This window comes from Janthinobacterium sp. GW822-FHT07A03, from assembly GCF_058798815.1.
Map to the genome: position 1 here is coordinate 40,996 of NZ_JBXAKW010000011.1, position 17,399 is coordinate 58,394.

The window sequence follows — 17,399 nt, forward strand, 5'->3', positions numbered from 1 at the left end:
CGCCAAAACAGAAGCTTGCCTTGGCCACTTAACCTCTACTTTTAGAGCGCTCTAAAAATGGGGGGATTACCGCCCAGACGTGTGATTGAGATCATTTTTTCGATGAGCTGTAGCAAACGGATCGCCCATTGGTTGATCGATGAATCGTCGACCGAGACGCCGCGTCTCCGTCATCATTTCCTCCATCTATCCTGGCGAGAATATTTTGAACCCGTCGAGCCATCCATGTTAGGTGGCTTTGGAGCGCGCGGTTCCGTTAATCGCGTATGTCCTGCCGTGGAGATCGTATAAAACGATCTTCTGCACGCCCCCTTCCCTTTCTGCGAGCCTGCATGAGGCAATTCCTACTTTCGGAACAGCCTCATCGGACTTCAGCAGGCTGCGTTTTCAAAGATGGCGTCAAGGTGAGAAAGTCAGATGCCAGATTTGGGAATCCTAAACACCGTGTGTCGGTGCGCATTCTCGCAACGACTTCGTCTGTGTAATAACCCTTTCTCGTAGAGCAAGTCATCATGGAACTGCCTCCAACCATACATTCGAGGGTCACTTCGTAGCCCTTGCGGTCGCGTATCCCTCGATCTGGCCCGTGGATCATCATATAGCAGCTACCCTCATGAGGAAGGTTTGGGTTTTCGGCGCACCGCCCATTGACGTAGCGGTACCACCAAGGCTTTTGTCTCTTGGGATCAAATTTAGCCTTGTACGCGTGTACGCACGCGAGCCAGCCTGATTCTGTCCAAAGTGGCTCGAACGTTATATGGACTGGCGCCGGCGGCGGTGGGGCAACACTGTCTGCCTTTGTTATTGGGGCGGTTTCAATCGGACGGCCGCTATAATTTGAGATGAAGAACACACAAAACGCCAAGAAAACAAGCGCAACGAAAACAACCAACAGCCGGCGCATTTTTCGGCGCATTCGCAACTGGGCTTGCGTGCGAAGCGTGTATTGGTACCCACTTGTCGAATGTTCGTCCATGGACACTCTCTTAGACATTACCAGTTGAGCTATCAGAAGGTATCGAAGTAGCACTATCCGCTCGCATCACGGCTCTGCTGCGTATTTCGGCGAACGTGACCGCCCATTCTGGCCCATCGTGACTGCTGCACATGAGCTAATGTTGCGTGATTAAATTGTAATGGCTGGGGCCACGATGGGCCGATATTTTTTAGCATTTTGGGTCTCTCGACCCGTAGCTGTTGGCAGTGGCGCTGAATCGCCACCAGTAGCTTAGACTCTCCTGAACCATGATTCTTGAAGGATGAAAACCGATGGATCGTGTAAGTAGAGTGGGCGTCTTACCAGGCACCTGGTATGCGATCTCGTCCCAGCCTGCTCTAGTTTGACCTGTCTATCTCCCCTGCCCTGCAGATACTCCTACCGCGCGCTAGCAAAAGCTACTTGAGCTTTGGCGCGTTCCTGCACTAACGTTCACATGGCAAAACGCCTTGCGACGGTAATCTCGAGTTTCGCGGGGCACAGCGCAATCGATTCGAGTTCTTTTTCGCATCATTTCTGATCTGCAACGATGCATTTAAGTTAAAGTGTGGTGGTGATCGATTGAATCCGCAGGCGCAAGCGGACATTCCAATTTACGAAAATTTAAATCTACTTTTGATCGATGAAACCGCCTATTTGCTCACTTTGCCACAGGGACTTCCGTTCTGAGTATTTTCATTATACAAGTGGCGGAGATGTAGTTCAGTTCGCCGACTTCCAACGGCTTAACGAGGGAGCGGCGGGGCATCCCCGCGGACTTGAGTGGTTTTGCCGGGACCACTTGCAGCAAGCGCGGGCATATGCCTCATTGTGCTACGCCGAAGCGTTATCTAGGTTGGAGGGGCAGTTTGGAGAGTTTCCAGCAGAGGAGAGTTCGCCGTTGCACGATCCATCTCTATGGATAACGGCAATTGGTCCAAACGCAGCACGTGTGTTCGCCATAATTCGCCAAGCAACGTCCATGACACCTGCGGAAACAAAGCATGCGATGTCGCTGGGCCAGCTAAAAGTGTCACAGGGTTGGCCATCGCAGTTTATTTTGTGGCAGCGCGCCCTGGTCGATGCCGGCGCTACCGTAGAGGTTCGCTTCTAGCTGCATGTCAACCAGAAATTGCTGGACGGCTCACAGAATTTTTGTGTATCTGAACACACTTATTTTCGACTACCGAGTTGAACGTCTGCCTTGAGGCGGAAGCGGACGGGGCCTTTGAATCGCCACCAGTAGCTTAGACTCTTCGGATCCATGGTTCTTGAAAGATGAAAAACCGATGGATCGTGTCAGGGCCTGGGTGTCCTGTCAGACTACTGCCGTGCGATTTCGTAGCGGACTGATCCACCGACGAGATAGGGTCTGGCCTGTCTATCTCCCCTGCCCTGCAGACACTCCTACCGCGCTCAAGCCAAAGGTTGTCCGAGCTTCGGAGCATTCGCACAGGGTATTATCGGAAGGGAAGAAATATTCATCAAATTATCCAAGGGAACGAAGGAATGAAGGTTTATCTCGATGATGAGCGAAATACGCCGGAGGGTTGGACCCGAGTATATTGGCCTGACGAGGCAGTAGCACTACTTGCCGCCGGCGAGGTTGCCGAGATTAGTCTTGACCATGATCTTGGGGATGACAAGCGCGGCACCGGCTATGACGTCATTCTGTGGATTGAGGAAGCGGTCGCGTTGCGCGGTTTTAGTCCTCCAATTATCTTCGTTCATTCGGCCAACAGCTCCGCACGTGAGAAGATGGAGGCAGGAATCGCTGCGATCCGCCGGTTGGCTACCGGACACAAAGTCAGTTAACGGCCAGGTACGACGGCGGAAGCGGACGGTGCCATTGGGGCAAAACGCCATCGGTAGCTTAGGCTCACCTGATCCATGGTTTTGGGATGATGAAAAAACGATGGATCGTGTTGGAGCCCGGGCGTCCTGCCAGGCACCAGGGCTGCGATCCCGTAGCTGCCTGATCCAACGACGAGATCGGGTCAGGCTAAATTTCAGGAGCGGTTGAATGAGGTCAATTGTTGGAACTCTTACTTTAGGTACTAGACCTTTCAATATCAGACGTGCAATTATTTCTCGTCGAGAACACTTATGGGAAATTGAAGTTGAAACGGAAAGTGAAGAATACGATGGCGAGCGCTGGGAGCCCAGGCTATATCATCAGGGTTTGTTAGCTAGCGCTTTTGAAGATGTGGGTTTAGAGGGAAAGCGAACTTCTTGGATCGCCACAAACGATGAAGGATGTTCCCACCCCGAAGGTGGTTACATGTGTGTGTTTGGGCATCATGATGTCAGGTCGTGCATCGTGACGTTTGGCAATCAATCTGGGAGCCAGCTGGAACTCAAGTGGTCTGGGAGGTGTGACGTGTTCTGGGATGATGAGTTTAACGAAGATATCCCATTCGATTGCACCTGCATAGCAACAGTTAGTGACTGAATTTGCGGCCAGAGGCAGACACCTGCATCATTTACTATCTTTGAATATGAATCGCCACCAGTAGCTTAGACTCTCCTGCCCCATGGTTCTGAAAGATGAAAACCGATGGATCGTGTTGGGGGCTGGGTGTCCTGCCTGGCGCCAGGTGCTTGGCGTGCGATCTCGTAGCTGCCTGATCCAACGACGAGATCGGGTCTGAGCTATCTACCCCCTGCCCTGCAGAGGCTCCTACTGTGCGTTAGAAAAAGCAGGCCTTCCCTAGCCGCAACTACCGGCGAAGGATGGCATAGCTGACTGAAGTAGTCCCAGGACGCCGGCTTCGGAGTGCTGTGGCGGCACAGCCGGCGAACACATCCCCGCCCATCCCTTGCTTTGTGCGCTTGACGAGATCGGGAATTTTGCACGCTGGCGATGGAGGTGCTCAATGCCGTTGATTAGAGGTTTCGTTGCCATTCCATGATTTTTCCACATCGAGATGGCATGCCACGACTTCGTTGTTGATTTTGTCTACACCCTCTTAGCAATGGTGGGAAACTCATTGATAACCAACTTCTTTTGTTCACGTAACCACAGACCCAGACAAGCCGGTCGCATGTCACGTGCCGTATTGCTCGTCGCGCCGCTAGACATCGTACTGGAAATCGTCGTCGCGGTATTCTTTGTGGTAGTCAGCGTAGAATTTGCCGCCGTTTTCTGTGAGCGCGATCTCTTCAGGTTCGTACTTGATCTCCTTGGTCTTGAAGAGTTGGACACTCCCGTCCACGTACTCGATAGGGAAGCACTTGGAGTAGTCGTCTTGCAGCAATTCACCTCGACCGAACTGGGAAAACAGGACGATGTTCTTGCCGCCCGCGCGCTGAACAGAGTTGAAGATCACGCCGTCGAGCGGTGGGTTCTGAGCATATGCGAGGTATTCCGCGACAGACTGCGTGATGATGTACTCGGACGACTCCGCGCCGGGCTGCACTGGGCCTGAGATAAGTCCATGAATGATCCTCAGCACCTCGGCAGCTTCCTGCTTCTGGTCGAGTTCCGGGTCGAAGAAGCTTGGCTGCTTGTCAGGTCCAGATTGGGCCAACATTGAGAAGTCCAGCACGCGGAGCATCTGGGTCGTCCTAAAGGTCCCGATCAGCACCTGGCTCGCGAGGGATGGGCGCATCTCGGCGAAGCATGTGGCGGTGTCGAATGCCCCGTAGAATACCGAGACCCCGCTGGCGTTCATCCTACCGGCCGGCGCGAGTTCGCTTGGGGGAGGACCCAGTTCCGTAGCTGCAGATTGGCAGATACTGTCGAGCGCGGTGATGTTCGCGAGAGCCCGCGCGCGGAAGAGCTCGGTACCAGGGTGGTAATCTACGACGACGGGTAAGCTCAAGCCGTCCCTGTACTCGTCGACGCGCGCGAAAAGCATCTTGAAGTAACTTTGCGCCGTCTGACTGAAGAATCGCTGCTGATGCTTCAATTCTTGCTCGACGAACTTCCGCTTGTGGATCATAGCCCTGTAGTCCACGCGGCGCCGGACGTAAGACTCGTCGAGGCTGAAGAACGTATCCCCGCCGGTACGGGCTACCGGCTCGTCCATGGCCAAGAGCGCATTCTCGACTTCTTCCAGGCAGTCCAAATGGCGGCCGATGACAGTAACAATGACATCAATCAACGGCGCACCATAGTCCCGGCCGTTGCGAGGGACTGCGATCTTGAAGTTGTGCCGGATAATCGGGGCGATAATTTCGGCAATCTGTCCCGGATCGACTGCATTGTTCGCCGATATCCCGCAAACACAGCAAGGAATCGACGAACCCTCGTTCAGGATGATCCCCCGCAGATGCTCGTCCTGCGTACAGCCACAGCATAGACCGCTCATATACCCCTCCAAGAGAACCGTTTTGGCGTCCGGACGACGCGAGTGCTTCGTGACCGTTGATGGCCCCCCAATATACGGAATACGTTCAAAATACAATGCGCATAGGCAAGTATCGACAGGCTAAAACGTGAGTGTCGGACTTGACCGCTCAAACTTGTCTCTTTTCCACATTTTCCTAGTCAGCATACTTGTTTCACGCGAAAAAAACGTAATAATCCTTCAGTGATAATACGGATTATCACGGAAGGCCGGGTGCATCCGACGCGTTGTTTTGCGTTCTACAGCGGTTTGCCGAGCGCCTGGGCGGTATGGTGAACCGTGACCTGGTGCTCGACCGACCCGCCTTCAGCGATGGGCGCCCGCCTCTGCCCCTGGCCATCCACCGCCGGCGTATCCCCGCGCTATCGTTCACACCCAAGCAGCTGTCCGGCATACCGGCACCTCCCGCCTGGTGCTAAAGCCTGCCGCAGGTGCCAGGTCCACCACCACTCCCCTGCCGCTGATCGAACCAACGGTTTCACTCCATTTTTTGTTTGAACAAGGTACCGACGGCGACCGGCTGGCCGCCATCCACGCCGGCCAGCGCCTGTAGCCGTGCCGCGTCGCGCATCGGGCATTTGACCGGTATGGCCTTCACGCAGTGAGTCAGCAGCCAGATGGTGCGGGTGACCCCGTCGGTGACGTCGCTGATTTCCGCGCAGTCGTCGGCATGGTCATCCAGTAGTGCGTGCGCTACTTCATACAAGCGTCTCCCGCAGTTCTCCTGCAGGACCTGCTGAAGCTGGTCCGCGCCCAACCGTGATCTTGTTGCCGCGCTTGTGGACTATCTATCCCTGAGGGTCGAGCGGCGCTGGCGCATGAGCGACGCTCCGAAGCGATATCCGGGCTTGCGCTCAGACAGTGCGCTAATCCTGACCTTCAAAGGCTACAAGTTCAGTATGAACCGCAAGCGGCGGATCAACTACGGTGGCGAGAAAATCGATTTCGCGGCCTGTGATGCGCTGCAAAGTCACGTTACAAAGCTAAATCGGGTCGCGGGAATTAGGGGCGGAAGCAGTCTTTCTGGCCTTTATGCCAGTAGATCTGATGTAATATCAAGCTCAGTAAATGAAAAAAAGCGGGCACTATGCCCATTTTTTTATTTGCAATATAGCATTTATATCAGTGCATGTTGTAATATTTAAGGGGTTCTTAATCGATAAAAAATTAAAAGAAAGGTATTGATATGCATCCTGTCCTGACGACGTTGGAGTCGGAACTGCGGCAACTTGCTGCAGCCGTGCAAAGCGTTACCCAGGATGATCGCCCTGCAATTGAAACGCATAATAATGGTATGACTCCTGCCCTCAATCGTCACGAACTTTCTCAAATTGCCATCAACCTGGCTGATCGAATTGCCAGCGAGGGCGGAGACGAAATCAAGGCAAATGAACATCTGCTTGTCTAGTACCAATCCAAGCTGCAATTCATGCGGGCTTTGTTGCACAAATAAGCCAAGAGCGTAATATCCCTTTCCCTAGGCCGAGTTACCTGTTCAAGAATCTGCACCAGGTGTAAGCTGGTCATCGAAGCGTAAGGTCTTGATTTTAGGAGGCCTTCATTCAAGCTTTTTATTACGACGAAACATTCAATGAGAAGGTCGAGCGCTGTGCTTGGCCAATGAGGAAAAATCTTGATTGATAAAACCGCACAAGGTATGCCCGTTAAAGATGATTCCATATCGGAGGATTGGTTTGAGAGTGCCAATAGTTTTACTGCCGGCGCATATCGGCAAAACACGTTCTATATGCGAATGGATAGTCTATTTGACCTCGATGTAAATGCCGAGGATCTGGCCCTGGCTGCGGTGGCAATGCACGCACACGAATATGTCCATTTTTTGCATAATGCTTCAACGACTTCAGGCCAAGCCTACTTAGTCGCAAACCTTGTCTTGTTGAGGGCACTGGCGTCTGGCTGTGATGAACGTGGCTATTTCCTCGGGGACGAGAGTATGTCAGATGAACATCGCGAGAACTTGCGTCTTGTGGGCATGCTGATGAGAGCCCAACTGGGAACGACAGCGGTCGCGTCACTCAATACCTGCACGGACTACTCCAAGTGGGACTGTAGCGGCGCCGAGTTGTGTAGGAATGGCGATATTACGCGGGTTGAAACTGTATTCACAGCAGAAAATGCTAAGGGGGAGGTCCTAACACAACGAGTTATCATAGGATTAAGCTTCGTTACAGAGGGAATTGCGTACGAGGTCGATCGGGAAATTCGAAGGTTGAGCGGCATAGAAAAGGACACTCTTGACACTCATGCTAAGGTATTCCCATATATAGCGTATCGTCTTTTGATTGAACGTTGGTCAGGTCGAAAGCTGACAGCTCAAGAGCGTATCGGAATTGGTGTAACTGCGCTAACAAGCAGTTATTCTGGAGCCGCGCTTGCCAATATTTGCGCTGAACTAAAAAAGACTGAGCATCCGGTTTTTCAGGTTCTTACAAAGGCCCGGGCAATATTTAGGCCTGAAGCAGAGAAAATTCTGTCTGAGATACGTCAGCAGCGCGTTGACTTGAGTAAAGGAGATACAATCTGGACAGCGATGGGGGAGTACATGAGACTGGCTGAGGCCGGAGTTCAGTTGCGCCGGAAGCGGTGGGCACCTGAAATGGTCTTTCTTTCATCACGGTTGACTACGAAAAAGCTACGATCTCATTTCGGTTCCATGCTCGACTGTCTAGTTATTCAACAAAAGCCTGAGAGAAAACTTGACATCTATTGGATCGGACCAGGCCACATTGCTCAGACCTTGGATACATCTCAATGTTTGGGGGCGCTACAATCCGCCATGCACTTCAGCCAACTCCATCTTTCAAGTGAGGGAGTTGTTCACACGACTGCGCAGTTCGCTAGTAGAAAAGTCACATGCCCATTTAGCGGTGGATGTGGTTCGGAAATAGACGATGGATTTCCCGAAGCTTGTAAGTCATCGCCTTGGGAACGATTCGTTAGTTCGGCTCCAGGCGAAAAAGTCTGTTGGTACGCTGCAGGTGTCAAGGCACTTGGCAATCGTCGGAATAGAAATAGCGTCATTTTAACCAACATCGTGAATGTTGAAGAGATTGAACGTCCGCCGCGAGCGATCAACGAGAAGCGCTAGGGAAGCACTGATTTATTCATCTGGCACCGTTCCCTGCTGCGGTTCGACCTGAGACAATAACGGTATCGCCACCATCCGCCATCGACCATGCAAAAGAGCTTCTCCGACCTTGAATACGCCGCCAAGAAGAAACTGACGCGGCGCGACCGGTTCCTTGCCGAGATCGACAGCGTAACGCCGTGGGGCAAGCTGCATAAAGCCGTCGAACCGTTCTATCCGAAGGTCGAAGGCGCCGGCCGGCCACCGATCGGACTGGCGCGCATGCTGCGCATGTATGTGGCCCAGCAATGCTTCGGCTTGTCTGACGAAGGCATCGAAGACGCGATCTACGATAGCCAATCTATTCGCGCCTTTGTCGGCATCGACCTGGGCCGCGAGTCGGCGCCGGACGCGACGACCTTGCTGAAGTTCCGCCACCTGCTTGAGGCCAACGGCCTGACGCGCCAGATCTTCGACACGATGAACGGCCATTTGGCCGAGAAAGGCTTGATGATGCGCGAAGGCACCATCGTCGACGCCACGCTGATCGCCGCGCCACCGTCGATCAAGAACAAGGACGGCAAACGTGATCCGGAAATGCGCCAGTCGAAGAAAGGCAACGACTGGCACTTTGGCATGAAGGCCCACGTCGGCGTCGATGCCACTTCTGGCCTGGTGCATACGGTCATCGGCACGGCCGGCAATGTCGCCGATGTGACCCAGGCGCACGCGCTGCTGCACGGCGACGAGACTGCCGCGCTCGGCGACGCCGGCTATCAGGGCGTGGAAAAACGGCCCGAAAACATCGGCAAGTCGGTGAGATGGCACGTGGCCATGAAGCGCTCCAAACGCAAGGCGCTGCCCAATAACAAACTGGGGCGCCTGACGGAAAAGTTGGAGCATCTGAAGGCCAACGTGCGGGCAAAAGTCGAGCATCCGTTTCATGTCATCAAGAACCTGTTCCGTCATCGTAAGACGCGCTATCGCGGCTTGGCCAAGAACACTGCACAGCTTTTTACCTTGTTCGCCTTTGCCAACCTGGTACTGGCCGGAAGACGTTTTACGATCACCGAATCCCGTAGTCCGTCCTGATGACAGAAAGACGCGAAACATCGCGTCGAATGGAACGAAAAACGGGCTTGAACGACGCGCCAGTCGACCATTTGGCGCGCCAAACTCGCTACGAAAGCGAATTGATCAGCACTTCCCTAGGAAAACGCCCCAGCTATAACTATTGCCCCGCCACGAGCGGGGCATTAAGAGGGACGGGCATTGTCCATTGTGAAAAGGCCAGCGCGGTGCCTGGCCAGCGAGGACAAACCAAATGAGTGCAACGAACGCAAGCCGTGCTTACCGCAAGTTTAAGCGCGCGACAAACGCCCTTTTTGAAGCGAAACGGCGCTACCTACCTGGTGGCCAGTAAGCGTGGGGATGATGAAGCGTCGAAGTTTCTGCGCAGCTTGGCTCGGAAGGTACGGCTGGCGCCAGCGCCGGTAAGCGCATGGACGTTCCAGCACGTTCCCTGGTAACGCAATTGGACTGACAAGGATAATCATGACTAGCACAATTCAACTTAGGCTCGGACGAGTTGAAAACATTGCTCAGCGTAGCAGAGAGATCGGAAGCAATGAGGAAGTCGTCGTCGGTGTCCGAGAGGCCGAAGTCATCTGTGCTTGCGGGCACAAGTGGGTTGCCACGGAGGGAAAGGATTTACAGAACGTCTTCGGGGGCATCCACCTCACTTGCCCTGCTTGTAAGGCAAGCGAAGTAACACACGCCCGCCTGTTACGGGCGCCATAAAGGAAATCGACGACCATGTCGGATGAACTGCAATTTGACCTGCTAGAACTGATCGACCTGGTGCGCCAGGCCGAGAACTACGACGCGACGATGGCTGCCGCCGCGCTGGCAGGGGCTTCGATCACCGTCGATGCTGACGATGCGGCAGAGCGTCAACGCAAGCGCTTGTGCTGTAAGCTTCGCGAAATTGCGGAGAAGATATTTGGGCCAGCGCGTCATGATTGGACACTTGGTACGGTTCGAATCGCCGATTTCGGGCCGTGCACAATTTACATCCCTGAAGGGCGTTTCATAGACATTCAATTGAGTCCTCGCGCCGAGAACGATTTACTGCAAACGCTTTATCAGCTGGCGCACGAAGTTTGTCACACGTTGCATCCGTCGCGGGACGGTAACTCACTAATTGCTGATATCACGTCTGTTCTAAATGAAGGGATTTCCACCTGGTTTTCCTGCTTTATCTGTGACCAGTTCGTTTATGGTGAGGCTGTTCGAGCCAGTACCGCTCAAACGGCATACGGCCGTCCCATGGACTTGGTGGGAGCAATGCTTGAAATTGATGGCGACAGTGTCAAGAAATTGCGAGTCTATCAGCCGCATATTGATCGTTTGAGTCCATCCGATTTCCACATTGCGGGTGTGGAGATACCGGACGAGTTGGCGCAGTCACTGACGCGCTCGTTCAGGCCATAAAGATCAAGGAAAAGAAATGAAGACGAAACGCTTCCACATGCCGGACATCTGGCACATCATCAACTGCTTGATGGTCGCCGCCGCTATGGTGTTCATGGCAATATCAGTATATGCTTACCCGCTGCTGGTCAAGGTTGCTTCGCCGCTCGATAGCATTCCCCTGCCTCCGGCGTTGCTTGGTCTTAAACTGAGTAGTGCCATCATCGGCGGATTTTTCGTCTCTGCCGTTTCAGCGGTCCCTATGATCGCTCGTAGACTGGCCCCCGACTGGAAGATGTTCACCCGCGCACACTAACAAAACCGGAAAACGATCATGGACCGATTTAACTCACACGAGGATGCGACCGATTGGGATCCTGAACATTTTGAAGCAGGACGCCGTGCCCGTCTAGCGAACGCCGAATGTGAGTCTGCTCCGCGGGTATCGGAGATTGGCGCGTTCGGCCGAAAGTCTTGGATTACCGGTTGGCATGATGCTGAGATGGGCATTCTGGCCGATGCGGCGGTCGCTTTGGAAAATGGTTCTCTCACCCATCAAGACGACGCACTTATGGCACAGGTTAGCCGTCGTGCCGACCAAGAATAGGACGGAAAAGACCCGCGCCACCTGGCGCACCGAACCGGCCGGCAGCCGGCGAACTTGTAAGGCCGCCTTGCAGCGGAGTGCGAAGGACGGTGCGCAACGCGTTTGGGCTTCTCTTCCTGTACCGTCCAAGTAGTCTGGGAATCGCGCCCAGGGCGCCAACATGCCGGCCGCTAGCGCAACGAAAATGCGGTGTAAACCATTTATAGGATGAAAGTATGAGCACTAATCGAAGCACTTGAGGTGAATCGCCACGAATTCACTAGACACTTGCCAGTCGCTTGAAATTAGGCTTTTTCTATAGATAGGACACAGCTTGTTTGATGCGGTGGCGCACACGCCGTTACTGCCCCTCCTATCCCTGGTCCGGGCACGGCTGGCTGGTGTGATACGGTGGCGTGGCCAGCGACATGCCGCCGTTTCATGCAACCTTATAGCCAAGCCGATGGCGAAACTTACTCCATCCCTGAACGAGGATGGCGCGGTTCAGCCCCGACTTTTGCCTGACCTTTTTGCCCAGCTACCGGCATCAACCAACTGATGAACCAGGTGCCGCCTACATCGCGACCAGGTGCTGCGTTGCTAGTCGATCTTGCGGCGGCGCCGGCTGATGGTCGATCAGGTCCACGGCGCCGGCGTGGCCGGCTGTTGACTATTACCCTGAGGCGGCTTCGGTGACTGTTGCGTCACCCATGCAGATCGACCGTGTTGCCGGGTCAGATCGTGAAACGCGATCGGCCGATCAACTCCCAATCATTCGCCTATGTGGCAAAGGCCACGGACAACAGGTACCAGCCAGTGTGCTGGATCGTGAGATCGTTGAGCGCGTGTATCAGGGCGGCCTGAGCCAGCTGCGCGCTTACATACCCTCGGTGCGACCGAGGTTGCCGTCCGAGCCCGAGGTGCGTTTCGAGACGACGTTGGCGTCAAGCGCCATGATGGACTTGGAGACTATCCATCGCGCTGGTTGGCCGCCCCGCTCAACAAACGCTGTGTCGGCTTCTGCATGCGCGTCGAGAAGGCCTGCAACGCCGGCTTCGCGTGAGTGCGCGACTTCCTGCGATCAGACGATGACGAACGGATCGTCACGCTAGCCGCCGCCTACGAATCCCCGGCGACGGCGCCAACGTTGCCCCTAGTGAGTCATGTCGCCAGCACCGGCAGGGTGCGCGCACTGATGACCAATCTACTCTACCCAGCGGTGTTTCCGGCCTGCCTACGAGTTCGGCACCCTGTACCACCAGCGCTGGCGCATTGAAGAGGTCTACCCGTCGCTCAGCTGTCTCGGTAATCATCTGGGAACTCGATCCCGTGCAGGAACCACAAGCTTTTGGCTTTACTGTCGTTTGGGGCTTGGTTGAAGATCAAGGCGTGACATTCTTCGTCGGCCTTGTCGGTCAACTCAGCCAGTAAGGCGACGTTGCGGCGCTGCTGGTCTGAAAGGTTCGCACTCCAAGCCTCCAGCTGCTCGATGCTGCGCTTTTCCATATAACTGAAGTGTTTTCCCAGAATTCCGCATAGGACGTCCGACACTTGGATAGCCGGCTCATCCCTCGAATTGGCAAAACTGTATGCGACGGTTTGGTCGCCGACGACAATCCGCTCCTTTTCCAAGCTCATGCGGATCTGAGGTTCCTCGTCGAACACGTGCACGGCGCTCGTGAACGTCGCCAGCCGATGGAGGAATACCGTGTCGAAGCTATCCACCAGGATATTCGAATCGTTGCCGACCAAAAAGTCGAGTGTGGTATCGCAGGCGGCATCCTTTAGCAAATCACACAGCATCATTGTCGCTGTGTTCCTGAACAGGAACCCGCTGCGAAACAAAAAGGCGCGAACGGCATTCACGAACTCTTCTATACGTTCGACAGCTACATTGGGGTAGTTGAAGGACTTGAGCAGACGGAAGTAGCCAAGTGGGTCGAGCCGAACTAGCGCATGTAATTCGTTTTTCAGTGCATCGTGCGCGTATCCCAGATGCCGAAAGCGCTCTGAGACAATAAGGGAGTCAATCAAGTCTACGATGGACCAGTTCAAGGCGCTAAAGTTGGAGTAATGGATGTATACCGGTGCCTTGAGAAGCCAAGTAAGGAATTGCTCAACCTTTCTCGAATCAAGACAAGCTGCGTAATCCCCTTGGACGAGGTGTTTGAGCTTCATTTCCGGCGCCGAATCCTGAATCCGCAGCAGTGCCCTGAGCGCCGTAATATCAGGAAGCACTGCCCCCGGCTCCAATGCAATGCCGCCCAAGACAAAACAGTCCAGAGCGTCGTGATTCAGCCCGGATTCCGTGAGCGTCAAACGACGAATGTTGTTCGTCTCGTCGTAATACAGCGTGTACCGCTTGTGGATGTTCTGCATGAAAGCGAGCTCAGTAGTTCTTAGGAAACTTACGTCAATGGCGGATTCTTCGAGTTTCTCGTTGTTCATTGCGTATTGTTTAGCAGGCGCTAGGATGGATGAAGCGGTTTTGTGGCGTTGCGAACTACGTAAAGAATATTGCCTATTGGAATCCATATAGGCAGTATACTTCTAATCACACAGCTAAATTTCCCATTTTTTTGCAAGGAAATACCCGTTCTCGAAGAGTTTTTTCAAGCTTGGCGTTTCTTTGCTTATTTGGTGCAACAGCTTCCCAGACTATTTATGGCTGAGCATTGGTAAATTTATGCTCTGGAGACTTCATTGATACTGACCGACGAACAAACGCACGCCGTAGACCTTTTCAAAACTTCACGCTCACTCAAAATCAGTGCGTTCGCTGGTACTGGGAAGACTTCTACCCTGACTGCGCTTGCGAAGTCGACGCAGAAGAATGGGCTCTACCTAGCTTTTAACAAGAACATTGCTACTGAAGCATCGACCAAGTTTCCTCGCTCTGTTGATTGCAGAACCATGCACTCGTTAGCATTTCGAGCAGTGCCCAGCATGTATCGAGGGAACATGCCGAAGCTCACCAATTCGTTGCATAGCAATCTTGTTACCCGAATCCTTGCGATCGAGGAAATAGCTGCAGGTAACATCTCCCTGAAGCCTAGGTCGCTCGCTTTCCTGGCTGCGCAGACCGTGCAGCGGTTTTGCCAGAGCGGTGACGATGAGCTCTCTGTTGGCCACGTCCCGTTATCTGGCAAGTTGCAGAAGCTTGACCCCAAATATCAGGATGAGTTTAAAAAATACGTGAGCGATCTCGCGGCACATCTTTGGGATAGGATGCTGGATCCTGCAAGCGAAGCACCACTAGGGCACGATGGCTACCTAAAGCTCTGGTCACTCTCGAAGCCACGTTTGGATTATGATTTCCTTTTGCTGGACGAAGCCCAGGACACTAATGAGGCAGTGCTGAGTGTTCTGCGACTCCAAGACAGCCATTTGACGCTTGTTGGGGACCGGCATCAGCAGATCTACGAATGGCGCGGGGCAGTTAACGCAATGGCTAGTGTCGAGACTGACGCAGAGGCGTTCCTTACCAGGTCGTTCAGATTTGGGAGCACTGTGGCTGCTGCTGCAACGTCCATTCTAAGGCTTTTGGGGGAGACAAAAAGTGTTATTGGGGCCCCCAATCGTGACACAAGGATCGCTGCATCAGGAAGGACCGCGACCACGCTTTGTCGAACCAACGCCGGTGTGGTTTCTGTTGTCATTGATGCTCTCGGCCAAAATCGCAAACCCCATGTCGTGGGGGGAGTGAAGGACTTGGTCCGCATGCTGGAAGATGTGGGCAAGCTGAAACGCGCCTTACCGGCCGAGTCTCCAGAGTTTTTTGGCTTTAAGGATTGGCCTGAGGTCGTTGAATTTTCTGAATCAGAAGAAGGGGAATCCCTGAAGTCCTTTGTCAGTATTGTTCTCGCCAATGGAGAGGACACCCTTATCCGTAACCTGAAATCTGTATCCGCTGAAGAAAAAGGGGCTGATCTGATTGTCTCTACTGGTCATAAGGCGAAAGGGCGAGAATGGGATTCCGTCACCTTGTTCTCCGACTTTGAGCCTCGCTTGAGCAAGGAGGTTCCTCCAAAGCCTGTCCTGAATCAAGAGGAGGCCAGGCTCCTTTACGTTGCAGCGACCAGAGCACAAAAACTTCTCGTCGTTCCATCTCGATTGGCCGAAAAATGGAATGTGCCGCCAGCACCGACGGTTGCTGCTGTTCAAGTTGTGGTACCGACGGTTATCACGGAAACGCCAAGGAGGTCACTGCCTCAGCTCCCATCATTTGCGAAGGTAATCCCCCCGTCATTTTCCGAGTCCCAAGCAAATTCCGTGAATGCACCTCGTAATGCGCGCGCAATCGCGACGCACGCTCCGGAGACTGGTTTGCTATCGTCGATTATTTCGTTTTTTGGTGGAAAGAAGTAAGGTTTTGTCACATTGTTGATTTGGATGCCGGATTTTCCAGGAAAGGAACTGCGGTACCTCAAACCGGACGGACCTGTCCGGCCAGCGCATAAAACTGGTCAGCGAAGGGCCAACCCGCAGTGTCATTGAGGGAGAACTGCCACTTGCTGAATCGCCACATCAATACCAAGTCCCAAAACGCTTCTTGTTTTTGTTGACATCCGATTAAAAATTGATCGTGACAATCTGATAGAAATAAAATGCTCCAGCAGTGGATACTAACTCACCAAAAGTTCAGTGGTGAACGTCCGCCAGATCTGATGGAACTTTGCAAAAAATTAAAAAATAAATATCATGATAACTAAGACAGTATTTACGTTAGCAATTGCTATCTCTTCTGGAATCTTGAGGGCGGAGACAATACCACTTTATTGCAAGGACTTCATCGTGTTGACCGAGACCGCTGTGCTACAGCGTGACTCGAAAATACCGAAGGGAACGGCACTACAGTACCTCGGTAGCGACGATTTCATGAGTAACCGTGATAGAAAAATTGTTCGTCAAATGATCGAGCGTGTATATCAAAAGAGAGGTGAGGCGGCTATTTATCACGTCAATCAAACCAAGAAAGAGTGCACTACCAAGCTTAAAGAGGAACGTTGATGTTATCTCAGAATGATAAAGTGACGAGCGAAACCGGATCCGAAAACTGGATGAAAATTGAATGGGAACTCGCGCTTCCGGAGTCAGGAGATATTCCTGTCTGGGTGTCCGTCACCAAGCTAGAAAACGAGTGGCGTCTTAGCATAACTGAATACATTGGAGCTGGCGGCGACAACGGAATGCCAGGCAAGTACGACCATTTTGCAGAATGGATAATGTCCGGGAAGTACGTGGAGATGCCGGAAGTTTGCCTCGTGGACGGCTTTGTCCGGTTTAATAACGGCCGACATCGCTTTGCTTGGCTGCGTGATCACGGTATGACTGCTTTACAGGTTGCCACTCAACCAGACGATGTCAACAGTATCAAAATGAAGTTTGGCACTCAGGACGAAATATCTCGATGGCTCAAAACCTAGGGAAACACTGTTTTAGCCAGCAACACGCCTCAGCGTAACTGCTTGAACCAGCACCTGATCTTGCCCCCGTATAACTGTTTAGTTTCGTGTGATCATATTCCTCGTCGCAGCATGGCCCTGTTCCGTGCCAGAGCTGTGCTCGGCGAGTTGCTCGGCGGTTTGCCACCGAGATCGTCCCACCGATTGCAGCACATCGCATAAACTTCAGTCCATGAGCTCACGCATTCATCCCCAAGCCTGCCCCTCCCTGAACATCCGCCAGGAAATCAAGGAGTCTGGACTATCCGACCGCGAGGCTGCCACGGATGCCGACAAGGCCAATGCTTCGCGTGCCCATCGGGCCTGGTTGCGCTGCCATGGCATCGCTCCAGCCATAGCCCGCTACGACATCGAGTCGCGCGATCGCCTGGATAAATGGCACTGGGTGATCGAACGCACACCGGGTTGGCTGCACCGCTTCCGCCGATTAGGCATGCGCTACGAACGCCGTGCCGATATC

13 protein-coding genes and 1 pseudogene are annotated in these 17,399 nt (G+C 53.3%); 11 read left to right on the forward strand and 3 right to left on the reverse strand.

Going from position 1 to position 17,399, the window contains the following annotated elements; translation table 11 throughout:
• Positions 1 to 2,485: 2,485 nt before the first annotated feature.
• Positions 2,486 to 2,791, forward strand: a complete 306-nt coding sequence (locus AC1RJW_RS26310; protein WP_493047527.1) for a cyclic-phosphate processing receiver domain-containing protein — start codon at positions 2,486 to 2,488, stop codon at positions 2,789 to 2,791.
• Positions 2,792 to 4,050: 1,259 nt separating this feature from the next.
• Here the strand turns inward: AC1RJW_RS26310 and AC1RJW_RS26315 are convergent.
• Positions 4,051 to 5,289 (reverse strand): RES family NAD+ phosphorylase, encoded by a 1,239-nt coding sequence (locus AC1RJW_RS26315; protein ID WP_493047528.1) that lies wholly within the window; start codon positions 5,287 to 5,289, stop codon positions 4,051 to 4,053.
• A 517-nt stretch (positions 5,290 to 5,806) separates the two neighbouring features.
• Positions 5,807 to 6,034, reverse strand: a complete 228-nt coding sequence (locus tag AC1RJW_RS26320) for a plasmid fertility inhibition factor family protein (RefSeq protein WP_493047529.1) — start codon at positions 6,032 to 6,034, stop codon at positions 5,807 to 5,809.
• A gap of 480 nt (positions 6,035 to 6,514) precedes the next feature.
• Here AC1RJW_RS26320 and AC1RJW_RS26325 point away from each other — a divergent pair, with 480 nt between their 5' ends.
• From AC1RJW_RS26325 to AC1RJW_RS26350, 6 genes are all read left to right on the forward strand, one after another.
• A complete protein-coding gene (locus AC1RJW_RS26325) occupies positions 6,515 to 6,736 on the forward strand; it encodes a hypothetical protein (RefSeq protein ID WP_493047530.1) in 222 nt (73 codons plus the stop codon).
• 225 nt (positions 6,737 to 6,961) lie between these two features.
• On the forward strand, positions 6,962 to 8,437 hold the full coding sequence (locus tag AC1RJW_RS26330; protein WP_493047531.1) for a hypothetical protein: 1,476 nt from the start codon (positions 6,962 to 6,964) through the stop codon (positions 8,435 to 8,437).
• Positions 8,438 to 8,524: 87 nt separating this feature from the next.
• Positions 8,525 to 9,508 carry an IS5 family transposase gene (locus AC1RJW_RS26335; RefSeq protein WP_493047533.1) on the forward strand — a complete coding sequence of 328 codons (984 nt, stop codon included), beginning with the start codon at positions 8,525 to 8,527 and terminating at the stop codon, positions 9,506 to 9,508.
• 723 nt (positions 9,509 to 10,231) lie between these two features.
• Positions 10,232 to 10,909, forward strand: a complete 678-nt coding sequence (locus tag AC1RJW_RS26340; protein ID WP_493047534.1) for a hypothetical protein — start codon at positions 10,232 to 10,234, stop codon at positions 10,907 to 10,909.
• Positions 10,910 to 10,925: 16 nt separating this feature from the next.
• Entirely contained in the window at positions 10,926 to 11,204 is a 279-nt protein-coding gene (locus tag AC1RJW_RS26345) for a hypothetical protein (RefSeq protein WP_493047535.1), read from the forward strand.
• An 18-nt stretch (positions 11,205 to 11,222) separates the two neighbouring features.
• On the forward strand, positions 11,223 to 11,495 hold the full coding sequence (locus tag AC1RJW_RS26350; RefSeq protein ID WP_493047537.1) for a hypothetical protein: 273 nt from the start codon (positions 11,223 to 11,225) through the stop codon (positions 11,493 to 11,495).
• 1,272 nt (positions 11,496 to 12,767) lie between these two features.
• On the opposite strand, the gene AC1RJW_RS26355 is transcribed toward AC1RJW_RS26350, so the two are convergent.
• On the reverse strand, positions 12,768 to 13,922 hold the full coding sequence (locus AC1RJW_RS26355) for a DUF3800 domain-containing protein (protein ID WP_493047538.1): 1,155 nt from the start codon (positions 13,920 to 13,922) through the stop codon (positions 12,768 to 12,770).
• A gap of 255 nt (positions 13,923 to 14,177) precedes the next feature.
• Here AC1RJW_RS26355 and AC1RJW_RS26360 point away from each other — a divergent pair, with 255 nt between their 5' ends.
• From AC1RJW_RS26360 to AC1RJW_RS26375, 4 genes and pseudogenes are all read left to right on the forward strand, one after another.
• A complete protein-coding gene (locus tag AC1RJW_RS26360) occupies positions 14,178 to 15,842 on the forward strand; it encodes a UvrD-helicase domain-containing protein (protein ID WP_493047539.1) in 1,665 nt (554 codons plus the stop codon).
• A gap of 426 nt (positions 15,843 to 16,268) precedes the next feature.
• A complete protein-coding gene (locus AC1RJW_RS26365; protein ID WP_139335812.1) occupies positions 16,269 to 16,484 on the forward strand; it encodes a hypothetical protein in 216 nt (71 codons plus the stop codon).
• Positions 16,484 to 16,900, forward strand: coding sequence for a hypothetical protein (locus AC1RJW_RS26370; RefSeq protein WP_493047540.1), 417 nt, complete (start codon positions 16,484 to 16,486; stop codon positions 16,898 to 16,900). Before AC1RJW_RS26365 ends, AC1RJW_RS26370 begins: the two co-directional genes overlap by 1 nt.
• A gap of 211 nt (positions 16,901 to 17,111) precedes the next feature.
• Positions 17,112 to 17,252, forward strand: a pseudogene (locus AC1RJW_RS26375) (IS481 family transposase); the annotation flags it as partial.
• Positions 17,253 to 17,399 lie beyond the last annotated feature (147 nt).

Coding starts and splice junctions, on each gene's coding strand:
- AC1RJW_RS26345 (WP_493047535.1), top strand. CDS start 10,926: ATGAAGACGAAACGCTTCCACATGCCGGACATCTGGCACATCATCAAC.
- AC1RJW_RS26325 (WP_493047530.1), top strand. CDS start 6,515: ATGCATCCTGTCCTGACGACGTTGGAGTCGGAACTGCGGCAACTTGCT.
- AC1RJW_RS26335 (WP_493047533.1), top strand. CDS start 8,525: ATGCAAAAGAGCTTCTCCGACCTTGAATACGCCGCCAAGAAGAAACTG.
- AC1RJW_RS26355 (WP_493047538.1), bottom strand. CDS start 13,922: ATGAACAACGAGAAACTCGAAGAATCCGCCATTGACGTAAGTTTCCTA.
- AC1RJW_RS26350 (WP_493047537.1), top strand. CDS start 11,223: ATGGACCGATTTAACTCACACGAGGATGCGACCGATTGGGATCCTGAA.
- AC1RJW_RS26315 (WP_493047528.1), bottom strand. CDS start 5,289: ATGAGCGGTCTATGCTGTGGCTGTACGCAGGACGAGCATCTGCGGGGG.
- AC1RJW_RS26310 (WP_493047527.1), top strand. CDS start 2,486: ATGAAGGTTTATCTCGATGATGAGCGAAATACGCCGGAGGGTTGGACC.
- AC1RJW_RS26340 (WP_493047534.1), top strand. CDS start 10,232: ATGTCGGATGAACTGCAATTTGACCTGCTAGAACTGATCGACCTGGTG.
- AC1RJW_RS26370 (WP_493047540.1), top strand. CDS start 16,484: ATGTTATCTCAGAATGATAAAGTGACGAGCGAAACCGGATCCGAAAAC.